Genomic DNA, 25,942 nt, shown 5'->3' with positions numbered 1-25,942 from the left:
TTCAGTAGGATTGTATGAGAAAACAAAAACGTAAACAATCAATTACTTTAATTGAGATGATGGTTGTTATCACCTTAATAGGAATTGTTGGGAGTGCCCTAGCGTTCAATATGCGTGGTAGTATCCAGAAGGGTAAGATTTTTCAAACGGAGCAGAATTGTGCTAAAGTTTATGATATTTTGATGATGGAGTACGCATCGAGCGGAGCTTCACTAAAAGAAGTAATCGCGCGTAAAGAAGCTATTCTTGCGGAGTCTTCTTGGTGTCGAGAAGGCAGCAAATTATTGAAAGATGCTTGGGGGAATGATCTTATTGTTCAACTCAACGATAAAGGTGATGATCTTCTGGTATTTTCTAAGCGTATTGAAAAGCACAATAGATAGTTATGAAGCTTCTTAGGAAAAAACAGAAGCGAAGCTTTTTGCTTGTAGAAGTACTAATGGCATTATCCTTAGTATGTGCGGTCCTTGTCCCCTGTATCCGATTTTATTGTAGTCTCCACCGATCTTTAGAAGATGACATCCTCAATTTACAACTGCCCCCGATTATAGATACTTGTTTCTTCGCAGTAGAGAAGAATATGCGTGATCAGATGCGTAATGGTGATCTTCCTTGTCAGGGAGAAGGTTATTTAGGTTCTTACCTCTATACAAGTCAAGGTAACATCCTAAAAGTATCCTATACGTATACTGTAAATATTCGAAAGGCTGTGCGTAATGAATCACGGCAGGTGAACGCATGTTTTGCTGACGTAGAGATTCATTTATTTGCCGGTTCTAGACAAACTATTTCTATAGAGAGAAGTGTATGCGTGGTGTTGTAAGAAGAAAGCATTCTTTTCTGCTGCTAGAAGTAACGGTTTCTTTTACTTTGCTTGGTTTGCTACTCGCTACACTAGGCTTTTGGCATACCCGTATGTTTTGTACACAAAAGAAAAATGAAAAAATATATGCTATATTTCTTCAGGAGAATCGTGCCTATTTCCAACTAAGAAATCTATTCAGTTCGGTTTATGACTTACCGAAAGAAAACACAACATCGTTATGTTCTGTTATGTTTGATCGCGGTGTATACCGCGATCCTGATTTAGCTGGCGTCGTGAGGGGGGATGTTGTTTATAATTTCTCTGATCGTAAGTTAGAGCTTCATATTCAAAGCCTTAGAAATTCACATAAAAGAGAACGTTTGATTCTACTAAATCATGTATCTCACGTAGACTTTTCATCTTTAGGTGATGAAAATAGGGCTAATAGGGAAATTTATGTGACTATATGTCGTGAAGTGCCTGGGCACTCAGCACGCACCCTATCCTACCAGTTTCCCTTGGAGATGTAGCTATGCAGTCGTATATGTTTACCCTTCTTTGTTTAGCATCTTTGGTATCACTTGTATCTTTCGATGCGGTAAATGCCAGAAAGCGTCATGCCTACCACATTGCCATCGAAAAGAAAGAGAGTTTTTTAAGAGCCCAGCACTCAGCTTGTGCTGAGATCTCTTATCAAAACAAAGTCAAGAGGCTTAATTCAGGAGAAAAAATTTCGAAAGAAAAAGAAGTTACTTCGGGAGATAAATTTGCAAAGGTAAGTGTGACAAGAAAACGTAAATATCGATCTTTGAAAGTGCCTTTTTCACAACCACCAAATAATTCCCGCTTTAATCTTTATGCATTGCTACAAGAATCACCCGAAGAATACCATAACCCTGTTTCCTGGTATTCTATATTTCTTAGGTTACTAAGGTTAGCTTATGTTGATACCCAATGTATTCCTCCAGGTACAGAAACAAAAATCATACATTCCCTACTCGATAGGAAGGCAGAAATTATGGAGGGAGCTAAAGTCTATGGTGTGGACATCATTGAAACTCTAACTCTTCCCTTAGAAGAAGCCGATCTTCTCTATACTGTCCTAAAAGGATCTAAGAAAGCCCAACCTTTACTCAATTTTTTGCACTATGAAGAAAAGCAACCAAAATATTGTAACCTTAATTTAATATTTATGGATCCGTTGCTTTTAAATGCTGTTGTTAATCATGCCGATGCATATCGAGATATCGAACTTTGTCGCCGTAAAATTTGGGACAACGTCAAAATGCAAGAAGAAATGGTAAAAAATAGTGGGCAGAACGCTATTCTTGATATTTTCAAAACACGAACGGTATTTCGAGCAGAACTACAGGAAAAAGTACAGATCCTTTTATCTCGTTATGATTTGTTAGAATTGGCTGGCTCTAAGGTTTTTGACTATACGCTTGGTAGTGCCGGGGATTATATTTTTCTTCTAGACCCCGATACGGGGGTGCCATCTCGTTGTCTTTGTCAGAAAAAAATATTAAGTAATCAAAAGTCCCGGATTCACGGGTAGAAAATTATCCAACTTATAACATTCTGAGAAATAAGCAGGGTCTATCTCCCAAAGAATAAAAGCCTTTGGGAATTTTGTTTATTTGTAATTAAAAATTTCTTATTTATTTTTAAATATTTCTTTTGATAATTGTGTGTACATAAACTATTTAAAAAAAAAGAATTTTAAAGGTAAGACCATGGCAGATGAGACACCAAAAGAAAATCCCTCATCACAAGAGCCATCTGCTTCTTCTCAGTTTGACACTTTGAAGAAAAAGGTGCAGGATGTAAATGCCAATCCTAAGATAGGAATCTTGAAGAGATTTTTCTCTCATCATATGCGTGAAGCGATTAGCGGTGCTTTAGTTTTATTTGGTATTATTGCTGATTTTGTTTCTTGGGTAGGTGGCTTATTCGTTGCTTGCGGTATCGTTTTAGGTTTTTATCCGGAGCTTCAAGGAATGCTCAAAAATTTACAAATCTACTATGCAAAGAACGGACCAGCAAAGAATGCACTGCTCTGCGGCTTGTTACTCTTCTTTTTGATTAACGTTTTCCCATTTACAGTCGCGTTTATTGTGTTGTGTCTGATTCTTGTTCTGCTTTCTAGCAACAACCAAAATCCTAAAGTTTAGTGATTGTATCTGTGACTAGTAGAAAGGACGGCGCCTAGCTCTGAAGAGTAACTAATTACAATCAAGTCTGTCGTCGTCTTTTTCAGGAATACTGTGACTACAGGACATTCGCATGCTTCCCTAGCAGCATGTACGGCGTCTCCTTGAACCATGCAAGGGTGAAGTAGTCTATTTGTTTTACTATGAACCACCAAGAAAGAGTCAAAAATAGCAATCCCATGAAAGCTTTTAGTGCCGATAGTAAGTAGATAACTTGTACTTGTGGAGCCATCCTATTAATAATTCCAAGAAATAAATCGGACATTAGCATAGCAACCGCTGCTGGAGCACTCAGTTGAATAGTCATTACTAAGCAGAGTTGGCACATTTTGATGATTGCTACCCATACTGGAGCTTTGAGAGACATCATCTCTATCGGAACAAATGAGTGAATTGGAATTACTGCCAGTGATTGTAAAACAATAGCAAGAATAATTCTATGTCCTCCAACAAGCCAGAATGTAATTGTTACAAAATAATGATAAAAAATCCCATGAGGAGATGTTTGTTCGATAGAGATCAAAGAGGTAGCACCTTCTAACCCTTGAATACCTTGCTGGTTAGTAATAAAAGAACCTGCAGATTGCGCAGCATAAAAAGGAAAAGAGAGGATAAAACCGATTAATGTTCCTATAAATATCTCTTTAATAATCAGAAAATAGAAAATGTTATCGTCTAAGTAGTTAGTGATATGAGTTTGTGAAAGTACGAGAGGAAATATAAGTGCTAACCAAGATAAACCGATACCAATTTTTATGGGCGAGGGGAATAATTTCGCTCCTAAAAAGGGAACAATAGCAAAAATAGGCAGTAAACGTGATAGCAGCAGCAAAAAAACACTCCAAACATATGCTGGAGGATGCTGAAAAATATAGTCTAAATATCTAGAACTAAAAGAAGAAACAAGCTCCGGTAAAGAGATTGCCATAAGAGTTTACTTCCATTTATAAAAGTTTTGGAAAATCTGTGAAGCAAAACGAAAAATCATATTGCTAAGCCATCCCCCACAGATCATCAAAGTTCCAAAAATGACAACTAGTTTAATAGCGAAGGCAAAAGTTTGTTCTTGAATTTGCGTTGCCGCTTGGAAAATAGCAACAAGAATACCTACAATAGACGCTATAATAATAGGAGGTGCAGAAATAATCAAAATCAGCAATAGGGACTGATAAGAATATTCAAAGAGCATTGATTTGAAACTAGTAGCAAGTGCAATCACGAGACGACCCTATTTAAAGCTAATCATTAGACCCTGAAGTAATAAAGTCCAACCATCTACCATAACCACTAACAAGAGTTTTAAAGGCAATGAGATGGATAATGGTGATAACATCATCATTTGCATCGCAACCAAAACATTGGCCGTAACTAAATCAATGACAAAGAATGGTAGATAAATCAATACACCTATTTCAAATGCATTTTTTATTTGCCCCATAATAAATGCCGGTATCACAATGACAAAGTCTGAGGCGGTCATATGTTCTCGAATCTCAGCGGGGAAGGTTTTTTGCGAGATTTTATAGAAGCTCTGAATCTGCGATTTTGGTGTGTTTCTTATGAGAAAAGAACGTAGGGGCTCTTTCGATTTATTTAAGGCTACGAATACAGTTTCCGCGCCTTCTGCGGAGAACAAGTCTCGAGGAATAGTATTGGCAGCTATTTCTTTGCGGGCATCGTTATACATAGCAACCCCCGTAGGGAACATTACGTATATCGATAATATAAGAGCTATTCCATTAAGGACTTGACTGGGAGGAGTTTGCTGAACTCCGAGAGCATTTCTTAACAAAACCAACGTGATGATAATTTTTAAATAAGAGGTCAATAACATCACTAGAAATGGTGACAACGCCAGAAAAATTAGAATAATTGCCTGCGTCGTTAAATCGGGATACGTATCTGAGAAACTTCCAGATGAAAGATTTTCCTTTGGAAGAACATCATCGGCAGTTACACGTTCACGATACGTTGGCATAGGATGAGCCTTCGGCATTTCCATTTGCTGAGGAGGAGAAACTTCACTAATAGTTTGCTGTGGGTAACATCGTGATTTGCACGCCCCATCATATACTTGAGATTCTCCAAAACACCATGAAGTACTAAGCAGAAAGACAAACAAGAAAGCTCGAAAATTACTCTGCATAATATTTATTTACCCTTCTGCTTGCTTGTCCCGCATGTCTTGGGCAGATGTGGACAGTTGTTGTTGCTCGGGAGGATTTGTAGGATCTTTTTGTTTTAAAATAGAAGAAAAAGCTTTTTCCAAAGCAGCCAGCTGGACATCCAATTGCGCATTTACAATTCCAGCTTCTGTTTCAATTATACAGCCTCCTTCTGTGATATCAGCCTTAGGCACAATAATAAGCGTATCAGCATATTCAACAATTTGTTTAATTGCAGGACGATGCTCTTCTACTATAGGTAAATCTTTTGGATTAACATTGATGATAATTTTTTTGTGTTGTGTTAGCTCTTTCAGAGCATTACTAATAATGGAAACAATCGTATCTGGATGAGTTTCTAACTCTTTGCCTATAATTTTCTTAACACTAGCTATTGCTAAGGGAACTATTGATTCTTTAAATTTTTCTCGTAGTTCATGAGTTTCTTTTTCTAAATAGGCCAATTGTTGATTCCATGCTTGACTTCCCTCTTGAAACCCACGTTCTTTAGCCTCTTGACGAAGATGTTCGCATTCTTCTTTAGTAGCACTAATAAAAGCTGCACTATCTTCTTTTGCTTTTTCCAAAAGTTCTTGAGAGTCAAGAAGAGTAGAGAAAGCTTCAGGAGGAAGAATCTTTTTATTAGGCGCTATATCATCATTTTTGAAAATTAAACTAAAAAATTTCATCCTTTTGACAGCGCAGATATTCCAAAGCAATCTTAGGAAAAGCCGCCGCTCCTTTTTTATTCTATTACCACTACTATACGAACCAGATAGGCTCTGGCTTCTTGTTTTAATAACTTATTTTAAGGAACAAGTACCTTAATGCATTGTTCAAGACGATCTTTAAAGTAATCGCCATGCGGATGATCGTATGATTTTCGCAATGCTTCTTCAAAAATGTAAGCCCGACCAACATCCAGTCGACGTAAAAAATACCACAAGAAAGAAGCATCTTCTTTTGCTAATGCCATCGCAAGAAGTTTCAAACCTTCTCTGTGTAAAAAATTGCGTAACTCATCATCTGCTTCCCAAGATAAAAGGAAGGTTGTTGGTTCTAAATGTTTTATAGGATGAGACTGGCAATAGGCTAGAAATAGCTTCTCAGTGGGCGTAAGTAGCTTATGCACACGCTCAATTACAACTTTATCAACAACATTTTTTAATTCTTTGGCCAAAGTATGTAATCCTAAACAGTTGATTAGAGTCATCTTTGTTGTGGCCGAATAATAAAGTAATCCGTTCAATGGAGAAGCAGGCAAGAAAATCTCTTCTATAATTCCTGGAGGACGTATTTTACTGCTAAGCATATCTAGCAAATAAAAAGCGCCAAAATTGGAACAACGCTTAGAAGCTATAGCAATTTTGGGAAGTAGGGGAGATAATTCTTGTATTAAAGAGGAAGGTAGCCACGCTAGAATCTGGCTTTGTGCTTGTTCTGGGAAACTCTTCATAGCAAGACTAATCCAGGAGGGATGGATCGTTGCTAGCCAACACATCGTAAAGGACAAAGATTTGAGAGGTATATCCTCGGGATGAGGGGATGTGACCAAAAGATCTTCGGGAAGAAAACTTCCCAAATTATCTTCTTTGGAATGCTTCATTAAAATATCTAGAGTCCCAAAGGTATTGGTTGTCACTAGGCATCCTCATGTTCTTCATTTCCTTCTACGGATTCAGGAGAATTTTCCTTAGCCTCTTTAGAAGCACCGGTTTCATCTAACTGTTGTCCTGATTCTCCTTGTTTTTCTTCCTTGCCTGGTTCTTCAGATTTTTTTTCTAAGCTTATTTTGGAATAAGGAGCGGGATCAAAGAACCCTTTAGCTCCCCCTAAGGTGAGAATTAATGTATGTGTCTTCCATATGAGCCAGAGTAGACCGCTTGAAAGAATAAACAAAAGCAAAACTAAACAGTAGAAAACAAAGCGAAATTTTCCTAATGAAGATTTCGCTAATACTATCCCCCAAACAGACACATAATCAATTTCATCAGATAAGCCCCAAGGACCATTAATTGTGATATCACTGTAAGCAGCACGGTCACTAATTACAGATACGTTTTCAGGGACTAAGCCGGGGACGGCGCTTGCTACTAAGCGTTTAATTTTAGAGGCTAAAATACTGTTAGGGTTATCTAAAACGCCTCGATGCTTAATATAAACGGATGCAGTAAGTGGGAGATTTTCTTCTGTTTCTGTAGTAAATGAGATCTGTACGCTAGCGTCTACAATACCATCCATTTTCCTAATGGTGGATGCCATTTGCTCAGATAAGCCTTCTTGATAACGAATTTTCTCTTGCATTTCTGAGGGCACTAAACCTTGCTTAGCAAATAGGTCTAACAGGCTTGTCCCTTTCATACGAGGAAGACCCGCTTGATTTAAGATGGCTAACGCCTCTGTAATTTGTGCTGCTGGGACAGAAATATCCCACATTTGTTCAGTTGATCCGCCTGCAGCTGCAGAGGCAACTTGAGGTTGTTTTTGTGCAGCTACTCCTTTGCTAACAAGCAAAACGACAATTTCGTTTGCCTCTCGTCCAGGAAGACCATGAACTATCAAGGACCTGCTGTTACAACTAGTACAGCAAAGTAGAGTCATCACAAAAAATAAGCACCAGGAAACAGAACGACGAAACATAATCCACGCATACCTTTTTACTCACCATAACAAAAGGCCGGATTAGTGCCAATCGTGAACATTGAATAGTAAATATGTCTATGGCTTTTAGAAAGATAAAAACTAGAAAATTGTTCTACCCAGTACCACAGACCTAATTTTTAAAACCAATATTCTCAAAAATGGAAAGATTTATTTAATGTTTTTATTCGTGATCTCATTAAGGATAATATCAGCATTAAAACTAGAACGCACAAAAGGTCCAGCATATATCATTAAACCTAATGATTCCCCTACAGATCGATAATATTCGAAGGTTTCAGGAGTTACGTATTCTTTTACCGGAATATGTAATCGAGAAGGACGTAGATATTGACCAATCGTGACAATGGATACACCATGGCTTGCCAGATCTTTTAGAGTCTGTTTTACTTCGTTCTCTTGTTCTCCTAAGCCGACCATGATCCCAGACTTAATTTTAAGATTAGGAAGATAATTTCTTGCTTCCTGTAGCATAAGTAATGATCTACGATAAGTAGCTTTATGTCGTACTAAGGGGGATAATCGTTCTACAGTTTCTACATTGTGATTGTAAATCGCGAGTCCTGAGTCTAGTAACTTGTGTAATGCATGTACATTGCCTTGAAAGTCCGAGGCAAGAATTTCTACAGTAGAATCAGGAAGTTCCTCATGTAACTTCTCAACGATTGCTACAAGTGCGCTAGCTCCACCATCTTCTAAGTCGTCACGGGCTACCATAGTAATGACAATATGTTTCAACCGTAACTCTTTAGCTGATGCTGCAATTTTACTAGGTTCATCTGGATCTGGTGGGAGAGGATGTTTGGTGAAATCGATATTGCAGAATCCACAACGTCGCGTACATGCATCTCCTAATGCTAGATATGTTGCTGTTTTTCTAGACCAACAGAGAGCACGGTTAGGGCATAAGGCTTCCTCACATACTGTAGGCATCTGCGCTCTACGTATAGAAGCATCAGTATATTCTGCGCTATGTCCCCTAGGTAACACACGTCTTAACCATTGAGGAAGACGTGGTGAAAGTTTCTTACTAGAAGATATTTGAGTGGAAGAAAGTTTATCCGTCATAATTTAGGTGGCAAGTGTAGAGGGTGATTGGTTGCTAATAAGGCACTTTCTGACCAAATTTCTGCAAGAGTAGGATGCGCATGGATTGTTTCATAAATGCATGGAAGAGTCAGTTCATTGCGCACTGCTAATGTCATTTCTGAAATAAGAGAGGCTGCATGAGGCCCAATGACGTAAGCTCCAAGAATTTGTTGCGATTCTTCGTGTGTAACAATCGCTGCGAAACCATCAGCTTCAGCCATAGCAACTGCTTTTCCTATAGCCTTAAATGGGAATTTAGTTAACTTGGCGGGAATATTTTGTTGCTTAGCGGCATCCAAAGATAACCCTACCATAGCTACTTCAGGGAATGTAAAGATCACTGACGGTATTGCAGAGTAGTCCATAACTTCATGGCGCCCACTAGCATTTTTACCTGCAATAATACCTTGATGTGAAGCCACGTGCGCAAGCAACCACTTACCCGTAATATCACCAATAGCAAAAATATTAGGGATATTTGTTCTCATAGTCTCATCTACCGGAATTATCCCGCGGTCGTCACGAATTACGCCACCATGATCTAATCCAATATCAGTAGTATTGAATTGACGACCGATAGATACAAGGACATAATCATACTCTTCTGTTTGGTCGTTAACTACTAATTTTACACGATCTCCTAGATCTTCAAGATGAGAAATCGAAGCTTTTGTAATTATCCGAATCCCTTGGCGTGTAAATTTATCCTGCATTGTTTTAGAAATTTCAGAGTTATTCACCGATAAAATCTGATCAGCAGCTTCTATGATTGTTACTTCCACCCCTAAGGTATGAAACAGTGAACCGAATTCACAGCCAATAACTCCGCCACCAATAATAGCGAGCCTTCGTGGTAGCTCGGTGAGGTTCAAAATACCTGTTGAGCAGAGTACTCGGGATGAAAAAGGAACTCCGGGGAATGGTCTAGGTTCGGATCCTGTGGCAATAATAATATTCTTAGCTTTTAGGAGTTCTGTGTCTATGCCTTGTACTTTTACTTCTGTAGATGAAATTAAAGATCCTTTGCCTTGGAACACAGTGATTTTATTACTACGAATCAGTCCTTCAAGACCCTGACGAATTCCTTGCACAACAGTATTTTTCCTTTGTACCATCGCAGGATAATCAATCGTATAACTATCAACATGAATTCCGAACTGATTAGCATGTTTAATTTGAGAGACAATACCCGCGCCAACTAAAAGAGCCTTTGAAGGTATACAACCACGATTTAGGCATGTCCCCCCAGCTTGTTTTTCTTCAATAAGAGCAGTAGTCAATCCTTGCTGAGCAGCAGTTATCGCTGCAACATAACCACCAGGTCCTGCACCAATAACTACACAGTCGAAATCCTTAGTCATAATTTCCAGTTCCCATGAATATCGAAAATTAAAATTCCCCATAAAATGTCTCTGTTTTATAAACAGATATGTGTTGCTATTTGTTTTACGAAGAACTTTTTGCTTATTCTAGATCCAAAGATTAATTTTCAGCATTGATTTTTTCCCAATAGAAATTATAATTTGCGATAAGCCCTGTAATTAGGCTTTATTAGGGCTGATAATTAAGACAGGTTCTATTTTTCTGCGGAAAGATAGAAAGAAGGTAGAGGGGGAGAGCTATGCCATTTGCTAGAGAGGCAGAGACACAGCGGATCTGTTGGAAATGTGAAGGTAGCGTGTCGATTCATATGCCTCAGTGCCCCTACTGTAGTGCTTTTCTTCAAGATCCTCCGGAAGCTTCCAGTGGATTTGCTTCTTGTCATCTCTCTCTCTCTGAAGAGACTCCTTCAAAACAGGGAACGGAGGATCTATTCACTGTTTCCACGGAAGATTGGGATGCTGTCCTTAGTGAACAGCGTGCCTTAAATACGTCTAACGATCACGTTAATCCCAATATGCATTGGTCTTGGTTACAATACTGGCCAATGGCAGCATTGTTTTTAGGCGTGGGACTAGCTGCGTTTGCTGTAGTGATCTTATTGTTTGCGACTGATGCGGGTCTGACACTTAGTTGGCCTAAGAATCGCGCTTATCTCTATGGCTGTGTTGGCGCGCTCCTTGCTTATCGTGGTTATACAAGGATTGGACAATAATTTTAGACCTTGATGCTATTCGATCAAGGTCTCTTCATTACTCATGCTACTTTCGTCATGGTCTGTTATAGTCCTCTCATCTTTGTAGGATAAGATTGTAATGAGATCCTCTCGGTTTAGCATATGTAAGATGTTTGTGTCTTGCGTAGAAACTACTTGATCTAGAAGACGAATTTTTTTCTCGATTAGGTAGTGGATACGTTCTTCTAAAGTATCTTCAGTCATAAGTTTATAAATAAATACAGTGTTCTTCTGTCCTATTCTATGCACTCGATCAAGAGCTTGATTTTCCTTAGCAGGATTCCACCATCTATCGTACATAATGACGACATTCCCAGCCGTTAGATTAATCCCAGTCCCAGCAGCTAACAGTGATCCTACAAATACACGACATTCCGGATCTTTAGTGAATAATTCAATCTCCTCTTTTCTATTCAAAGATTTACCCTGAATAGAAGCATATTTGATTCCCATCTCTTCAAGATACAAAGTGATGATGCGAATCATATGGATATATTGTGAAAAAACTACGACTTTATAACCAGAGGCTAACGAATCATTTAGAAGTCTAACGAATGAATTCCACTTTCCAGACTGATGCTCTTTGTATTTATCTGGATTTTTGAAAAATATGGCAGGGTGATTACAAATTTGTTTCAAATGATTTAACAAAGCAAATACATGAAGGTAATTGATATTTGATTCATTAGGAGATTCTAGCTCTGCAATTTGCGATCTTTCTCTTTGTAGTGTTGCGAGATAAAGTTTCTTCTGTTCTGGGGATAATGTACATGGAATAATAGACTCCACTTTATCAGGGAGCTCAGGAAGAACATGTTTTTTTGTTCTGCGTAGGATAAAGGGTCTTGTCAATTTTAGTAGTAAATCTTGAGAAGGGATAATTTCATCTTCGCTTTCTGTAGCACTATTCTTTTTGATAAATAGCTTTTTAAACAAGGCATCTGATGGAAGATAGTTTGGCAAGATAATATCTAGTAAACCTTTAAACTCTAGCAAATTATTTTCAACAGGAGTTCCTGTTAATCCAAGTTTCATTTGTGCATCTAGTCGGCACAGAATTTTGTGTATCTGACTAGATTTGTTTTTCGCCATATGAATTTCGTCAAATACACACACAGTGAATGAAGGTTTATAAAATTTTTCATAATTTTGTCGTAATGTCCCATATGAGGTAATGATAATATCGCAAGGAGGAAGTGTTTCGGGTTTATTTGGGCCATGGAATGAAAATATACTTACATTAGGTAAGTGTGTTGTTAGAGTATGCTCCCAATGAGGAAGTACACTAGTAGGGCATACGACAAGAAATTTAGGACGTTCTTGAGCATCTGAAGATTGAAAGACAATATCAAGTAGAGCGGTTGCTTGATGTGTTTTCCCTAGCCCCATTTCATCACAAAGTAGGCCTGATAATCGGTGATTATATAAAAACCATAGCCAAAGTAGGCCACTATTCTGATATGGGCGCAGCTGGTGATCTGTAGAAAATAGGTTGTTTGGAATAGGTGGCAAGCAGGATGCTTTGAGTTGAGAAAAGAAGTCTAAACATTCTTTTGATGCTTTGACATTTTGGTGAAGAGACAATGGAGCTAAGGCATCGAGTTTAAAAATGTCAGTGACTGTAGCTATAACGCTGTTGTTAGCAATTACACACTTGTGTGCTGATAAAAATTGCTTGAGGAACTGGAACAGACAATATTGCAAATTCAAAAACCCTGCTTTACTAAACATAAAGGTTTTTCTATTTTTCAGAGCTTGTAATACATTGCCCAAAGGTAGAGTGCCTAAATTCGTTTTAAGTTCTAGCTCTAAATGCAATGGGGATGAAGGATGAGGTCTCGTTATTGATAAAATTATCAGTTCCAATGAGTCTGGAGGAGAGATTTGTGAATCTGTAAAGACTAGTCTGTCATCGTTTGCATATCGAGTAATGAATTCAGGAACTTCTTCGGGAGCAATTCTACTAGGCAAACTTGCTAATGCATGTAGTGGTGTAGGTAAGAGGTTGAATCCGTGATTTTCTCGATAAAGGAAAGTACCGAATAGGCGGCAGTTGTCATGTTCCAGCCCTTGGAATACTGGTTTTAAGACTAAACCAGAACCTTTAGGCTCTTTGTAAACTTCTAAGATTAAATTTTTTAGCGTTGGAGTAGGAGCAAAGAATCCGGGAATTGTTCTTAACCCAACTTCATGCTTCATAATAAAATCTGGGATATCATTTTCCTCTATAATCAAGCCGTCTTGAATAGCTAGGTTAGCTTGCCTATGTTGGAAAAATCCTTGGCTTGAGTAATATGTCCATGACCCATAACGTATATCCATGGTGGTTGGGTCGCCAGTATCATAGTGAAATAAGAGTTTGCCTTGTTCTGTGATATTATAAGTTAATTGACCTTCAGGCACACGATCTGTAAAAATTTCAAAACCAGGCTCTCGGATTAACGCTCCTTGAGTATTTAAAAAATCTTCTACTTGATCTGCCTTCACAATAAAGGAGATCTGCGATGTCAGTAATCCTGAAATTGCTAATAGACCTTTTTCGGATACATAACAGTAGTTAGGATAAATCAAATATCCGTTTTCTAAATCGCCTGGATAATCCAAATACGCTGTAAACGAGAGGGAAGAGTCTCTTAAAAAATGAATAGAGTACCGAATAGGCCTTTCTTTAGATTCATAGCACAATAGTGATAGTAATTGATGCCTTAACTCTTCGTTAAGTAATGAAATAGCATAAATCGAAATAGAAGCCTCTTGTGGTGGGAGAAACACAAGACGCTTCTTAGCTACGTAGCCTATAGATCCAATATGTGTGATTGGATAGCTATCAATTATCTTTTCTCTATGATCGATGGTAAAGTATACACGTGCTTCTTCCGGAGCCACTCGAACAGAGGAAACAGAGCAACTATTTTTGTGGAATACTAGATCAGTTTGTCCAAAGTTAATTTTGGGAAATACTTCTTCTAGTAGGGATAAGTTTAGAATCTCACAACTAAAGTTGATGCCCTCCCATTGCAACGTAAAACATGTAGGGTAACCTTGAGGATTTTCAGAGATCTCTAAACAAGCTCCAGCTTCATTAAAGAAAAAGAGGCACTTAGCTATACGATAAAGAGAAGACTGAAGAAATGTTTTGGTGTTGCGAATAACAGGTTCTTTAATTTCATGTAACAGAGGTAACCATGTAGCAAAGGATTCGGTAGATAAGGCTGTGATTTCCAAAGATATATCTTTAGAAATTAAAGAGTAGCGTCTGTCTCCTTCATATTCTAGAGAAATGCCGTCTAAGAAAAGTTTAAAAAAAAGTTCCTTCCAAAATGATAATTCAAATTTGTAATGTACGGGTAGCCAACCATTTGTATCGTATGCAGCTAAGTAGGCTGTCATAAGATGAACACAACAGTCTCCGTCTGGACAACTGCAAGAAGCAAAGACTAAATTATCGATATCTTGAAACTTTAACGTGCTTACCCAATTTCCATCGGGAGAATCTTCATCTGGGATATAGATGTTATAACAGTTTCCAGAAAAATCTATTTTAATAGAGCTCCGATTCGTTGCGAGGTACTCCATCGCTGTTTGGCGAAAAGGGGCTAAAGCGTTTAAAACCATAATGTTATGATGCTAGCTATGTGGCGTAATCTCAGCTTATCAATCGCAAAATGATCGTAAGAGAGAGGGTTAAATAAAATAACGCTCTAACATGACGGAAATTCCATAACCTATAGCCAATACTTCCGCAAGTCAAAGCGATTAATGCAGGATAACTTAATTGTAGTAAGGGCAACAGAAGAAGACTGATGTTTTCGAAATTTAGGATCGAAATCAGGTAAGAAGGTATCAAGATACAAATCACTGCATTAGAATAGCTCATTCTTTCTGATGGGATAATACGAGCTAGAAAATCCGAAACAATCCCAACTAAAGCGATTTCTGTAGTTAAACAAGCAATAAATACGCAAATGCCAGTGAGCAAGCTATTTGGGCCAAGAGCGATCGCAGAAATTCTTCCTAAAATTTGTCCCTTGTTGACATAGGCAAGCAAACCAGAATGACGTGCAGCGCACAGTGCAAATCCTAGATATACGCTAGTTAGCAATACTGCTGCTAAGACAAAACCTAGAGCGATGACTTGTTTATCTTTTCTATTAATATTTTGAAAATTTAAAGGTGTTTCATCAGCACTATCCCCATGTTTTTGTGCAATCATCTGTCTGACGGAGATCAATACTATGGAGCAGAAGAAAAATGCTGCTAGTAAATCCATGGTGTTGAACCCTTCGACAACACCGGATAGCCATGCTTGTTTAGCACAAGGTCCCGGAATTGTGGTTGGGTGTCCTGGAATTGTTAATCCTCGAAAAATAATCCATACTAGGGCTGCTAGCATGATTGGGAAAAAGACCGAGCCTAGCCATTGGATAAGTTTACTCAATTTACATGCAAACAAGTAAATTAAGACACAGCATACAAGACTAAAAACATGGAGGGTAGAAAAGAAGAAAGCTTTTGTTGGGAAAAGAGAAGTCAAAGTCGCGTGAGAAACTGCAATAGCTCTGGGGATTCCACCAAAAGGGCCAATAAGACAAAGAATAGCAACTATAAAAATAATTCCTGGGATTTTCCCAATAGAAGAGAAGAAATTCTGATAATTGCCGGAATAAAGCAGCATAGCAAAAAGCCCTAATAAGGGAACCACAACAGCAGTAATGGTCATCCCAAAACAGGCTAGCCAAGGATGATTATGAAAGTGATAACCAAGGGCTAGAGGGAAAACAATATTACCTGCTCCGAAGAACATAGCAAAAATAGACCCCCCAACCGACCAAACAGAGAGTCCTTTGGTAGAACCGTCTCTATTAGAAGCGTTTTTTTTCATTATTTATAAAAATAAACTGTAATAATGAGGTACAAAATAGCCCCACAGTCTAAAAGATTTCTCAGTTAGAAAGCAAAGTAATTTTCGTGATTACTTAATACAACCCCCGGTCTATTCATTCGATAAACTCACCAAACAAAAACAAAAGTGCTGTTAGTTAGAGGTTTTCAGCTTCATGTTATCTTGATATAAGAAACTACATATTTTACATTTTTTTGTATTGTGGCGCAAAGCTGGACAATATTTTCTTGCGTAGTAAATGAGTTGTAAGTGTAGTTTAGGAGAATTTTTGTCCCGAAAAAATTGTCGTAAATCTTTTTCTGCGGCTAGGGGAGAACGTTTCTCTGTAATCCCCCATCTTTGAGCTAGTCTTAGAATATGTGTATCTACCGGGAAAGTTGTAATTTTGTGTGCGATGCCTAGAAATACGGAGGCTGTTTTTCTCCCAACCCCGGGTAATTTAGAAAGCAAAGTCAAGGACTTTGGAGGAATTCCTTCGTATGCGGTGCAAAGTTCGTTGGATAAGTCGTGTATATATTTTGATTTTCTTTTTCCTAGTCCACACGGAGCTATCAATGTATACAGCTGTCCTAGTTCGAGGCTTGCCATTGCATGTGCTGTGGGAGCTATAGAAAAAAGCTTGGGGGTTACAGAGTTGACTGCTTTGTCTGTGGAATTTCCAGACAGTAAAATGGCTATCAATAATTGGAAAGGTGTTTTCCATCCGGTCAGTGAAGGCTCAGGATTAGGAAACAGTGTTTCAAGCGTAGTTATTATGTAGTCACGAAGTTCTATCTTACTTTCCAATACAAAACCTGCTGAAAATTTCTCCTAAAACTGTTTCCGTTACTTCTGCACCAGAAAGATTTCCTGTTGCTTGTAACGCTTGACGTAATTCTAAGGCAAGAAATTCCGGATTTAAACCTGAAAGGAATCCTTCTTGAGTGGCAAGTATATGTTTATGAACTTCTTGTAAGATGGCGTGATGGCGTGCTGAAACTAGAAATACTTTGGAGCTTTTCCCTAAACGTTCTTGCTGTATCCATTGTTGTATTGCTTGTTTTAGTTCAGGAATTCCGTGACCTGTTTTGGCTGAAATATATACTTGGGGTAATGAAATATTCAGATGCGGAGGTTTTACCACTAAATCTGTCTTGTTCCATACAAGGATGCACGGTTTGTTTAATAAGATTTCGGGTAGAGTATGGTGGGACTGTGTTGCATCCATAACCCATAATATACCTTCCGCTTCTTCCATCGCAAGGATAGCCCGAGAAATCCCTTCTTGCTCTATAGGGTTGTTAGTTTCTCTTTGCCCAGCTGTGTCTAACAAACGTATGCGCTTGCCTTGCAATAGCCATGATTCTTCCAAAATATCTCTAGTAGTTCCTGGTATATCAGTGACTATGGCTCGGTTTTTATTTGTGAGAGCATTCAACAGGGACGATTTTCCTGCGTTGGGCTGGCCAGCAAGAATAATACTTGTGCCTTGAGCTAATTTTTGCCCCTCATCAAAGCTAGAAATTAGTTCTTCGATGATCTCTCTTGCGCTTTCTAGAGATTGTTTAGGAATAGTCATTTCAGGTTGCTCTTCCTCAGGAAAATCTGCAACCACTTCAACAAACGCTAAGGCCTCAACTATTTTTTTCTCTATATATTGAATTTTTTCAGAAAAATGACCTTGAAAATGGTTTTGAGCGATACGAAAAGCGTCTAGATTATCAGCAGCTATCAAGTTTTGAATAGCTTCTGCCTGGATTAGATCAATTTTGCCATTCAGAAAAGCTCTTTGTGAAAATTCTCCAGGAAGTGCGGGCCGAGCTCCTTCTGCAATCAATGCCTCCAGAATTTGAGAACAGGCAAAATATCCTCCGTGGCATTGAAATTCTATCACATCCTCTCCCGTAAATGATTTTGGAGCCCGCATTATCACTAATAATGCCTGGTCTATCTGTTCTCCTAGATAGTTTACCTTGCCTAAGTGTACTGTATGCGATAAAAAGGAAGCCACTGATCCAGAAAAAACTTTATCGGCAATAGCAATAGCTTGTGGGCCAGAGAGACGAACAATCGCGATGCTACCTTCACCTGGTGGGGTGGCTATTGCTGCAATAGTATCGTTTTTAAGCATGAAAAATAAGTAAAATCAAATTAAACTGAGACTTAGAATACCATCTTTTGTATTAAAGATGTATATTGGTCTGTGGAATTTGCTATTATTTGTTTGGCATATTTTTAATAACTTTCTATATTCGGCAATTTTGGCCATGTAAATGAGGATTTGTGAAGAGGCCACAGTATATTGACAGGTTGACTAAGAAAAGGGTTATGGAACCTGTGTGTTATGAAAAAACCATGGCCTTTTTGTATAACTCTAAGTATGGGCGAAAGTTGTCAACCCTTCTGTCGACCTCGCCTTTACTCTCCCGTCTCTACGGGTGGATGCAGAAATTCTGGTGGACGAAAAGAAAAATTCCAGGTTTTGTCAAGAGACATAATATAAAGGTTTCAGACTTCAAAAAATCTTTGAGTGAATTCACCTCGTTCAATGATTTTTTTACTCGAGAGTTGACTCCACAGGCCCGACCTATTGTGCAAGATAAATCGATATGCATTACTCCTGTCGATGGTTCTTACTTAGTATATCCAAATATTTCGGAGTTTGATGAGTTTGTTGTTAAATCAAAACGCTTTTCTCTTCCGAAACTTCTTGGTAATGACGAACTTGTAAAAAAGTATATGTCTGGTAGCATGGTGTTTGCTAGACTGGCTTTATTCGATTACCATAGATTCCATTTTCCTGCAGATTGTCGCCCTGAACCTACTCGACTTATCAATGGACATCTTTTCTCTGTTCATCCGATAGCTGTTAAAGATAACTTTATTATTTTTTGCGAAAACAAACGCACGGTTACTCTTCTAAAAACACAAGATTTTGGAGACATTGTTTACTTAGAAATTGGTGCGTTGAATGTTGGTTCGATAGTGCAAACATTTCAACCTGGAAAGCTTTATCACAAAGGTGATGAGAAGGGTTTTTTTGAATTTGGAGGGTCTACGGTAATTTTGATTTTCGAACCTAATACAATCCAATTTGATGACGATTTGCTACGCAATTCTCGTATGGGTTTAGAAACTCGTTGTCTTATGGGTGAATCTTTAGGCCGTTCTTTGATAGAATAATTTTAAAGACTTTAAAGAGAATTTTTGGTATCGCAAAGGGAGAGAAAAGTCAAAAGTGCCGAATTATGTGGCTAGTCACCTTATGGGCTTTAGTTACAAGTTTAGCAATAGCTTTAGTAGTTAAGGTTTATTGCCGGGTTCTTCGTTTCCGCAAGTATGCTGCTCAAGTCATTCAAGAAGTCCATTTGAGTATGGAATTAAAAGAATGGGGAGTAGCAGAGCAGAAGTTATTGCCCGTATTGAAAAAGCGTCGTTATCGTCGCCTGTGTTTGTTTGATTACATGCGCATTCTTCGGGGATTAGAGCGTTTTGAAGAGGTTGATAAGTTGTTGGCAGAGGCAAACCGTCTAGGTTTGCATAGTTGGCATTTTTTTCGTGAGGTAGCATATAAGGCTTGCCGTTATGCGGCGTATAGAGAATCTGCTCAAGCGTTTTCTTTAGTCCCTAGAGATATGTTTGAAGAGCAGGATGCAGCGAAATATGCGTTAGTTTTAGTTCGTGTGGGGCAGTTAGAGTCGGCATGTGCTGTAATTGAACCATGGATTTCTCCTTTGTCTCATCAGGAGACGTATATTACCGTTGGACACATTTACTTTACTTCTAAACGCTACGGGGACGCTGTGGAGTTTTATAATCGCGCTATTGCTTTGGCTCCTTGTCCTCCGGACGTAATTTATAACTTAGCTCACGCATATCGTATTTCTGGTCAATACAATGAGGCTAGGAAGTTGTTTTGTAAGCTATTATCTGAAGCAAATTATAAGGAAGAGGCGATATTTAATATTGGCTTATGCGAACAAAAATTAGGGAGGTTTGCACAAGCTCTTTCTATCTATCGCAGCAGTGCGCTGTGGAAGCGTGGTGATGCTTTGCTTATGAAATATGCAGCTTTAGCCGCCGTAGAAGAGGAAGCTTACCAACTGGCGGAATATTGTTGGCAATTTGCATTTCGTTGTCCTGCATATGCTGAAGATAAATCATGCATGCTTAGCTATGGTTTAAGTTTGTGTCATCTCGAAAAATATACAGAGGCTGAGAAAATTTATTTGAAAGTTGTTCAAAAATTTCCTGATTGTCCTATAGCATGTAAGGCTTTGGCTTGGTTCTCAGGTGTTGGTTACGCCAAAATGATTACGGTAGAGGAAGGGCTAGTTTATGCGAAGAGAGCCCTAAAGGTTAATCATACTTCTGCAACTTTGGAATTGCTGAGTGCTTGTGAAGCACGTTTGGGGAATTTTGATACTGCATATGAGATTCAAACGTTTTTGTCTGTGCAAGATTTGTCATTACAACAGAAGAAACGACGTGCCCTTATTATGCGTAATCTACGACAAAGATTACCTTTAGATCATCAACACGTGGCAGAGTTTGCGCTTTTATTGGCTGCGTAACTTGCTTTGTTGGTGTATGAAGTTTACTGCTCGCAGTAGTAACAATGGGTGTCACACTGACTACAACTTTGTTAGATTTGCATTGCGGCTGTGCATGGTATTATTGGTATGAGTTGGAGATATTGTCTATCCTAAGTGCTGCTGTATTAGTATAGCCAGTGAGGTCTTCCTCCTTTTTATAACTTGACGATAGAAAACTCAAATGTTTATCCTTTATCGTAAGTATCGCTAACCTTGCGATGATTCAACTCTGAGAAAGCTAAAAAATATTTAATAAGCCATTTGTATATTTTAGTTGTGGTCTTGTAGAGTCAGTAAGCAAAAGAGTTAAGGTATAATCTCTCTGTAAATTTAGAGTGTTTTCCAGGCAATTTAATATTGAATTAAGCGACATATGTTAGATTTTCTTAAACGTTTTTTTGGATCTTCCCAAGAGCGTACTTTAAAAAAATTTCAGAAACTTGTGGAGAAGGTAAACCTTTATGACGAGATACTTTCTTCATTATCTGATGAGGAGTTACGTAGCAAAACAGTAGAACTGAAGAAACGGTACCAGAATGGAGAATCCTTAGATGATATGCTTCCTGAGGCATATGGAGTTGTCAAAAATGTTTGTAGGCGTCTTGCGGGCACTCCAGTTGAAGTTTCAGGATACCATCAAAAATGGGATATGGTTCCTTATGATGTGCAAGTCCTTGGTGCAATTGCTATGCATAAAGGGTTTATCACTGAGATGCAAACTGGAGAAGGTAAGACTCTGACGGCAGTTATGCCTCTTTACCTTAACGCTTTAACAGGAAAACCTGTCCATCTTGTTACAGTCAATGACTATCTTGCTCAGCGTGATTGTGAGTGGGTGGGATCTATATTACGTTGGCTAGGTTTAACTACTGGTGTACTAGTTTCGGGATCTCCTTTAGAAAAACGTAAGGAAATTTATCGTTGTGACGTAGTGTACGGTACAGCTTCAGAATTTGGTTTTGACTATCTTCGGGATAATTCCATGGCTACGCGTCCTGAAGAACAGGTCGGGCGTGGGTTTTATTTCGCTATTATTGATGAAGTTGATTCTATATTGATCGATGAAGCAAGGACTCCACTAATTATTTCTGGTCCTGGTGAGAAACATAATCCTGTATATTTTGAATTAAAAGACAAAGTTGCCGAGTTAGTTCAGTTACAACGCGAATTATGTAACCAACTAGCTCTTGAAGCTCGAAAGGGATTGGATTCTTTTTTAGATGCTGATCTATTACCCAAAGACAAAAAGGTGGTAGATGCCCTCTCTGAGTATTGCCGTAAGTTGTGGTTAGTCAGCAAGGGTATGCCGTTAAATCGTATTTTGCGTCGTGTTCGTGAGCATCCTGATCTCCGCGCTATGATTGATAAGTGGGATACTTATTACCACGCTGAACAAAATAAAGACGAAAGTATAGAGCAGTTGTCACGTCTCTTCATCATTGTTGATGAGCATAACAATGACTTTGAACTTACCGATAGAGGTATGCAGCAGTGGGTTGAGAAGGCTGGAGGCTCTGTTGATGACTTCGTAATGATGGACATGGGGCATGAGTATGCTTTGATTGATAGTGATGATAGTCTGTCCCCTGCGGATAAGATTAATAAGAAAATATCTGTTTCTGAGGAAGACACTCGGAGAAAAGCACGGGCCCATGGTTTGCGCCAGCTTCTAAGAGCTCATCTCCTTATGGAACGAGATGTTGATTATATTGTTCGTGATGATCAAATTGTTATTATTGACGAACATACTGGACGTCCACAGCCTGGTCGACGTTTTTCAGAAGGATTACATCAGGCTATAGAAGCTAAAGAACACGTAACAATCCGTAAGGAATCACAAACTTACGCTACCGTAACCTTACAAAACTTTTTCCGTTTATATGAGAAACTTGCAGGGATGACGGGAACTGCCATTACGGAGTCACGTGAGTTTAAAGAGATTTATAATCTTTATGTTCTCCAAGTTCCTACTTTCAAGAAGTGTTTACGTATAGATCACAACGATGAGTTTTACATGACTGAGCGTGAAAAATATCACGCTATTGTTGCAGAAGTAGCTCGTATACACCAAGCAGGAAATCCGATTTTGATTGGTACGGAGTCAGTGGAAGTCTCTGAAAAGTTATCCAGAATCCTACGTCAAAATCGTATTAATCATACTGTATTGAATGCCAAAAATCATGCTCAAGAGGCAGAAATCATTGCTGGAGCTGGGAAGTTAGGTGCTGTGACTGTCGCTACTAATATGGCAGGTCGTGGTACAGATATTAAGCTAGATAACGAAGCTGTCGTAGTCGGAGGCTTACATGTAATTGGAACCACACGTCATCAGTCTCGTCGTATTGATAGACAATTACGTGGACGTTGTGCTCGTTTGGGGGATCCTGGATCGGCAAAGTTCTTTTTATCTTTTGAAGATCGTTTGATGCGTCTCTTTGCTTCTCCTAAACTCAATGCTTTAATTCGCCATTTTCGTCCTCCAGAAGGAGAGGCAATGTCTGATCCTATGTTCAATAGATTAATTGAAACGGCACAGAAAAGAGTAGAGGGGCGTAACTATACTATCCGCAAGCATACTTTGGAATATGATGACGTCATGAATAAACAACGCCAAACAATTTATGCGTTTCGTAATGACGTACTCACTTGCGATGATGCTTCAGGATTGGTTAAAGACGTGATAGATCACGTGTCCTCAATGGTAGCTTCTATTGTCTTAGGTAAAGATCATCCTAAGGGGTGTTCTTTACCTAGATTAGAGGAGTGGATGAACTATTCATTCCCCATACAATTAGATCGTGAGGGTTTACGTAAACTTCAGAGTTTTGACGCTGTTGTTCATAAGATAGCAGATGAGTTGTTAATGGTATTTGAGGAACGTTTTTCTTCGATGGTTGAAGAAATCACATCAGCTACAGCTGGCGCTGTTGATGGGAAGGAAGTATGTAATGATATCATTCGTTCTGTCATGATTGGGCATATTGATGAGCAGTGGAAAGTTCATCTAGTAGATATGGATTTATTGCGTAGTGAAGTGGGTTTGCGTACTGTAGGACAAAAAGATCCGTTATTGGAGTTTAAGTACGAGTCTTTCTTACTATTTGAGAGTCTTATGCGCGATATCGAGATTGCTATAGCAAAGCATTTGTTTTATTTGCAGCTTACCATGACGAAGGAAGAACGTCCTAAAAATATAATCCCTACTGTTGCGACGTCATTTCATAACAACATGAATTATCGCCCAGTAGAGCTAACAGTCGTTGGCGAAGAAGATGAATAGTTCTCAAGAAAGCTGGGTAAAATCCCAGCTTCTCTGAATAATATAATTAAATAAAGGTCTCCCAGTCTGACCAAGTTGTCCCATCATTATAACGAATCCAAAAAGTTCTATGATCATCGCCTATTAAGAATTGGACTCGGTGATCCATATTATAAGCCGTCATGCAAATAATGATGTTATTTAAGCTTTCAGATCCTTTAGGAAAGTCTTTAGGGGCATTGATAAAGGTTTCTACGTCCGTAGAAATAAGAAAATCAGGATTTATTAAGGAATTAAAATCAAAAGTAGTCTTAGCTACTGTTTTGGGCGGTATGCTGAACCAAGCTTCCCATACTCCCTGTACACAGCTCCTTGTGTAAGCATGATTATCATCACTAATGTAGAACTGCCGGATAATGCCCTCAAGAATAGATTCACCAAGAACAATAAGGAGATCGCCGTTATCCCGTTCTTCCTCAACATATACACCGGTTTCTTGATATTTATCTAAAGAGATCGCCTCCTCTGAGTGATAGAGCAGCTCATCAAGACTGTGTTGATATTCAGCTTCTGAGGCATCATAATGGTCGCGGTTCATGGTTACAATCTCCAAGAAATAATTAATTTGTTATTATTATTTTTTAATAATAATAATATGTTTTTTAAACAAATTAATTTGTTCTTTTCGCTTTTTCTTTAAACTCTAAATCGAAGGGGATGCCATATAAATTAAAAGCGGATTTCAAAGTATTTTTTAAATACAATTCATAATGTTTAGTTAATAGAGATGTTGCATTGATAAATAGTAAAAATTGAAACGGCGTGGCAGTTTTTTGAATCGCATAATAAACACGAAGCCTTCTGCCATTAATTACTTGTGGATGATGTTTTTGTAGAGCAGCCTCTAGTGTTTTATTTACAGCTGGTGTTGGTAGCTTAGTTGATACTCTTGCGTACAAATCATCTATCGCAGAAAAAATGGTGTGCAGGTTTCTCTTTGTTTGAGCAGAAATACATAAGATACGTGCCTGACCGATGTAGGGATCCGTAAGACGTAGATCACGTATATAATGTTCCATGCGTACGCCTTGAACCAGATCCCATTTATTCACTAGAATAATGTGAGGTTTTTTATGTTTTGCGATTAGAGAAAGAATTCTTTTGTCATACGAAGAAAGATATTGTGAAGCATCTATTACTAATAAACAAACATCAGCTCTGAGAATAGCCTTCTCTGTTCTAGATGAAGAAATCCATTCTATAGAATTCTTCACACTTTTCATTTTTCTAAGACCTGCCGTATCTATAAATAAATAGGGGCGATCATTGTGAGAATATAGAATGTCAACATTATCCCGAGTGGTCCCTGGAATATTATCGATAATGCAACGATCTTCATTTAATAAGCCATTAATGATCGAAGATTTACCTACATTTGGGCGTCCAATTAAAGCAATTTTTAAAGGGCGGTCCAAAGGCTTTGATACTTCTAAGACTTGGTTATTTTCCTCCAATTCTGAATATATTTCGTTGATTTCCTGATCGATATTATCAACTTTTTCTTCATATTCAATTGGATCAGGAATATTGGCTAAGTCTTTAATTTTTTTAAGTAGAGAGTCAATGTGTTTATCGTGTGTAGCCGAAGTCGCAAGAATTTCAGAAATGCCTAGTTTATATAATTCATGAATACGAAATTCGTCTTTGTAGGTGTCTGCTTTGTTAGCTACTAAAATAATAGGCTTGTTTAATGGTAGTAGCAACTTGGCTAAAATTGCGTCTTGCTCGGTAATACCACAACGAATGTCGACAACTAGTAGCAATATATCAGCTTCATGTGCACCAGCTAAGGCTTGCTTTAAGATGTGCTTTTGGAAGTGGTCTTGGGAATCTTTATCGATTCCTCCGGTATCAATTACTTGGATAGGCGTACCCCAAGCTTCTATATCCGCGTAAAGGCGGTCTCTTGTAGTGCCTTCTTGAGAGTTTACGATAGCTAAAGACCTTTTACTTAGACGATTGAATAAAGAAGATTTTCCAACATTAGGTCTTCCTAAAATAGCAATTCGTAACATGATAGACTCAGTTAATCTCGTTTTTGAATAATTATTGATAAAATAATAAGACCTAAAAAATTAAATCTAAAGAAATAAAATC

23 protein-coding genes are annotated in these 25,942 nt (G+C 38.4%); 9 read left to right on the top strand and 14 right to left on the bottom strand.

Features of this window, described 5'->3' with window-relative positions:
* Window positions 1–14: 14 nt before the first annotated feature.
* The 5 genes from H359_RS04875 (at window position 15) to H359_RS04855 (ending at window position 2,979) form a co-directional block, all read left to right on the top strand.
* Entirely contained in the window at window positions 15–383 is a 369-nt protein-coding gene (locus H359_RS04875; RefSeq protein ID WP_020370643.1) for a type II secretion system protein, read from the top strand.
* Between the two features lie 2 nt (window positions 384–385).
* Complete coding sequence (locus tag H359_RS04870) at window positions 386–823, top strand: hypothetical protein (protein ID WP_035392236.1); 438 nt, start codon at window positions 386–388, stop codon at window positions 821–823.
* Window positions 808–1,335 carry a DUF1494 domain-containing protein gene (locus H359_RS04865; protein ID WP_020370641.1) on the top strand — a complete coding sequence of 176 codons (528 nt, stop codon included), beginning with the start codon at window positions 808–810 and terminating at the stop codon, window positions 1,333–1,335. The genes H359_RS04870 and H359_RS04865 overlap by 16 nt, the downstream gene beginning before the upstream one ends.
* A 2-nt stretch (window positions 1,336–1,337) precedes the next feature.
* Entirely contained in the window at window positions 1,338–2,363 is a 1,026-nt protein-coding gene (locus H359_RS04860; RefSeq protein WP_020370640.1) for a hypothetical protein, read from the top strand.
* 178 nt (window positions 2,364–2,541) lie between these two features.
* Window positions 2,542–2,979: a hypothetical protein gene (locus tag H359_RS04855; protein ID WP_020370639.1), complete on the top strand. Its 438-nt coding sequence runs from the start codon at window positions 2,542–2,544 to the stop codon at window positions 2,977–2,979.
* 97 nt (window positions 2,980–3,076) lie between these two features.
* On the opposite strand, the gene H359_RS04850 is transcribed toward H359_RS04855, so the two are convergent.
* The 8 genes from H359_RS04850 to lpdA form a co-directional block, all read right to left on the bottom strand.
* Window positions 3,077–3,946: an EscT/YscT/HrcT family type III secretion system export apparatus protein gene (locus tag H359_RS04850; RefSeq protein ID WP_020370638.1), complete on the bottom strand. Its 870-nt coding sequence runs from the start codon at window positions 3,944–3,946 to the stop codon at window positions 3,077–3,079.
* Window positions 3,947–3,952: 6 nt separating this feature from the next.
* Window positions 3,953–4,237: a type III secretion system export apparatus subunit SctS gene (gene sctS, locus H359_RS04845; RefSeq protein WP_020370637.1), complete on the bottom strand. Its 285-nt coding sequence runs from the start codon at window positions 4,235–4,237 to the stop codon at window positions 3,953–3,955.
* Between the two features lie 9 nt (window positions 4,238–4,246).
* Complete coding sequence (gene sctR / locus H359_RS04840) at window positions 4,247–5,164, bottom strand: type III secretion system export apparatus subunit SctR (RefSeq protein WP_020370636.1); 918 nt, start codon at window positions 5,162–5,164, stop codon at window positions 4,247–4,249.
* 9 nt (window positions 5,165–5,173) lie between these two features.
* Window positions 5,174–5,872, bottom strand: coding sequence for an HrpE/YscL family type III secretion apparatus protein (locus H359_RS04835; RefSeq protein ID WP_020370635.1), 699 nt, complete (start codon window positions 5,870–5,872; stop codon window positions 5,174–5,176).
* A 119-nt stretch (window positions 5,873–5,991) separates the two neighbouring features.
* A complete protein-coding gene (locus H359_RS04830; protein ID WP_020370634.1) occupies window positions 5,992–6,825 on the bottom strand; it encodes a hypothetical protein in 834 nt (277 codons plus the stop codon).
* Window positions 6,825–7,823: a type III secretion system inner membrane ring lipoprotein SctJ gene (gene sctJ / locus H359_RS04825; RefSeq protein ID WP_020370633.1), complete on the bottom strand. Its 999-nt coding sequence runs from the start codon at window positions 7,821–7,823 to the stop codon at window positions 6,825–6,827. Before sctJ ends, H359_RS04830 begins: the two co-directional genes overlap by 1 nt.
* A gap of 171 nt (window positions 7,824–7,994) precedes the next feature.
* Window positions 7,995–8,912, bottom strand: a complete 918-nt coding sequence (lipA, locus tag H359_RS04820; RefSeq protein ID WP_020370632.1) for a lipoyl synthase — start codon at window positions 8,910–8,912, stop codon at window positions 7,995–7,997.
* Complete coding sequence (gene lpdA, locus H359_RS04815; RefSeq protein ID WP_020370631.1) at window positions 8,909–10,294, bottom strand: dihydrolipoyl dehydrogenase; 1,386 nt, start codon at window positions 10,292–10,294, stop codon at window positions 8,909–8,911. Before lpdA ends, lipA begins: the two co-directional genes overlap by 4 nt.
* A gap of 260 nt (window positions 10,295–10,554) precedes the next feature.
* On the opposite strand from lpdA, the gene H359_RS04810 reads away from it, so the two are divergent.
* Window positions 10,555–11,028: a phage holin family protein gene (locus H359_RS04810; protein ID WP_020370630.1), complete on the top strand. Its 474-nt coding sequence runs from the start codon at window positions 10,555–10,557 to the stop codon at window positions 11,026–11,028.
* A 15-nt stretch (window positions 11,029–11,043) separates the two neighbouring features.
* Here the strand turns inward: H359_RS04810 and H359_RS04805 are convergent, their stop codons facing one another.
* From H359_RS04805 to mnmE, 4 genes are all read right to left on the bottom strand, one after another.
* Window positions 11,044–14,664 carry a DEAD/DEAH box helicase gene (locus H359_RS04805; RefSeq protein ID WP_020370629.1) on the bottom strand — a complete coding sequence of 1,207 codons (3,621 nt, stop codon included), beginning with the start codon at window positions 14,662–14,664 and terminating at the stop codon, window positions 11,044–11,046.
* A gap of 31 nt (window positions 14,665–14,695) precedes the next feature.
* The gene (gene brnQ, locus H359_RS04800) at window positions 14,696–15,931 is read right to left on the bottom strand and encodes a branched-chain amino acid transport system II carrier protein (protein WP_020370628.1); all 1,236 of its coding nucleotides are present in this window, start codon (window positions 15,929–15,931) and stop codon (window positions 14,696–14,698) included.
* 153 nt (window positions 15,932–16,084) lie between these two features.
* On the bottom strand, window positions 16,085–16,738 hold the full coding sequence (locus H359_RS04795) for an endonuclease III domain-containing protein (protein WP_020370627.1): 654 nt from the start codon (window positions 16,736–16,738) through the stop codon (window positions 16,085–16,087).
* Window positions 16,728–18,062, bottom strand: coding sequence for a tRNA uridine-5-carboxymethylaminomethyl(34) synthesis GTPase MnmE (gene mnmE / locus H359_RS04790; RefSeq protein ID WP_020370626.1), 1,335 nt, complete (start codon window positions 18,060–18,062; stop codon window positions 16,728–16,730). The genes H359_RS04795 and mnmE overlap by 11 nt, the downstream gene beginning before the upstream one ends.
* A 152-nt stretch (window positions 18,063–18,214) precedes the next feature.
* Between mnmE and H359_RS04785 the strand changes: the two genes are divergently transcribed.
* From H359_RS04785 to secA, 3 genes are all read left to right on the top strand, one after another.
* The gene (locus H359_RS04785; protein ID WP_035392233.1) at window positions 18,215–19,114 is read left to right on the top strand and encodes a phosphatidylserine decarboxylase; all 900 of its coding nucleotides are present in this window, start codon (window positions 18,215–18,217) and stop codon (window positions 19,112–19,114) included.
* Window positions 19,115–19,179: 65 nt separating this feature from the next.
* Window positions 19,180–20,505: a tetratricopeptide repeat protein gene (locus H359_RS04780; protein WP_020370624.1), complete on the top strand. Its 1,326-nt coding sequence runs from the start codon at window positions 19,180–19,182 to the stop codon at window positions 20,503–20,505.
* Window positions 20,506–20,899: 394 nt separating this feature from the next.
* Window positions 20,900–23,806, top strand: a complete 2,907-nt coding sequence (gene secA, locus H359_RS04775) for a preprotein translocase subunit SecA (RefSeq protein WP_020370623.1) — start codon at window positions 20,900–20,902, stop codon at window positions 23,804–23,806.
* A 46-nt stretch (window positions 23,807–23,852) separates the two neighbouring features.
* Here secA and H359_RS04770 read toward each other — a convergent pair whose 3' ends face one another.
* Window positions 23,853–24,383, bottom strand: a complete 531-nt coding sequence (locus tag H359_RS04770) for a hypothetical protein (RefSeq protein ID WP_020370622.1) — start codon at window positions 24,381–24,383, stop codon at window positions 23,853–23,855.
* A gap of 73 nt (window positions 24,384–24,456) precedes the next feature.
* A complete protein-coding gene (der, locus tag H359_RS04765) occupies window positions 24,457–25,860 on the bottom strand; it encodes a ribosome biogenesis GTPase Der (protein WP_020370621.1) in 1,404 nt (467 codons plus the stop codon).
* Window positions 25,861–25,942: the final 82 nt, after the last annotated feature.

The sequence above is a fragment of the Chlamydia ibidis 10-1398/6 genome (assembly GCF_000454725.1).
GTDB lineage: Bacteria > Chlamydiota > Chlamydiia > Chlamydiales > Chlamydiaceae > Chlamydia > Chlamydia ibidis.
This window is presented reverse-complemented; position numbering and strand designations above follow the sequence as displayed.